This window comes from Oleiphilus sp. HI0125 (assembly GCF_001635355.1).
Map to the genome: position 1 here is coordinate 1 of NZ_LWGF01000187.1, position 1,046 is coordinate 1,046.

The 1,046-nt window shown below is 45.5% G+C and carries 2 protein-coding genes; both read right to left on the bottom strand.

Annotated features, from left to right (window positions below; translation table 11 throughout):
* On the bottom strand, window positions 1-561 hold a 561-nt coding region (locus tag A3762_RS02850; protein WP_156493171.1), incomplete at its 3' end, for a tRNA guanosine transglycosylase.
* A 51-nt stretch (window positions 562-612) separates the two neighbouring features.
* Window positions 613-1,046 (bottom strand): S-adenosylmethionine:tRNA ribosyltransferase-isomerase (locus A3762_RS02855; protein ID WP_197468977.1); only part of this gene is annotated, 434 nt, incomplete at its 5' end.

The following is a 1,046-nucleotide window of genomic DNA, read 5'->3' on the forward strand; positions in this document are numbered from 1 at the left end:
ACCACCCTGCACAATGCCAAATAGTGCAGAAGGACTTGAACCATGCTCATCTTTACTACGTTGCGCCCAGCGAATAGAACGCTCCATCGAATCTTTCGCTTCCTGCCATGTTGCTGGATAAGGCGTACACTCATCAAAGATCATCACGATATCTGAGCCGAGACTACGCTGAACCTGCATAGACACTTCGGGCGTAACATTCACTTCAGAGCCATTAATAGGGCTTTTAAACTTCACACCTTCTTCGGTTATCTTACGCATGTCGCCCAAGCTGAATACTTGGAAACCGCCTGAGTCTGTAAGAATTGGCTTGTCCCATTGCGCAAAGTCATGAAGGTCACCATGCTCTTCGATAACTTCAGTTCCTGGTCTCAACATCAAATGAAATGTATTACCTAGAATAATTTCTGCACCGATCTCTTTGATGTCACGAGGCAGCATACCTTTAACCGTGCCGTAGGTACCTACAGGCATAAATGCCGGAGTCTGAACCGTTCCTCTTGGGAATTTCAGTTCTCCGCGTCGCGCAACTTTGTCTGTCGTCTTTAATTCGAACGACATAAAGCTTTCAGGGCGAGACATAGCTTCTCCAATAAATAAAATAGTTTGTGATTAGCGCTGAGGCTCTAAGAACATCGCATCACCATAGCTAAAAAAGCGATACTTATTCTCAATCGCATGAACATACGCGTTCATCATGTTCTCTTGACCAGAAAACGCCGAGACCAACATTAATAGCGTGCTTTGCGGTAAATGAAAGTTTGTGACTAAGGCATCGACAGTTACAAACGAATACCCTGGGTAGATAAAAATATCAGTATCGCCCTCGAAAGGCTCTAAGCTACCTGATTGACTAGCTGCCTCCAGGCTTCGCATACTGGTTGTACCGACACATACGACGCGACCGCCATTTGCCTTCGTTTCACGAATTTTGTCGACTGTTTCTTTGGTGACCTGAATCCACTCACTGTGCATAACATGGTCTTCGACACTATCAACCTTTACTGGTTGAAACGTTCCCGCCCCAACATGCAAGGTGACAAAAG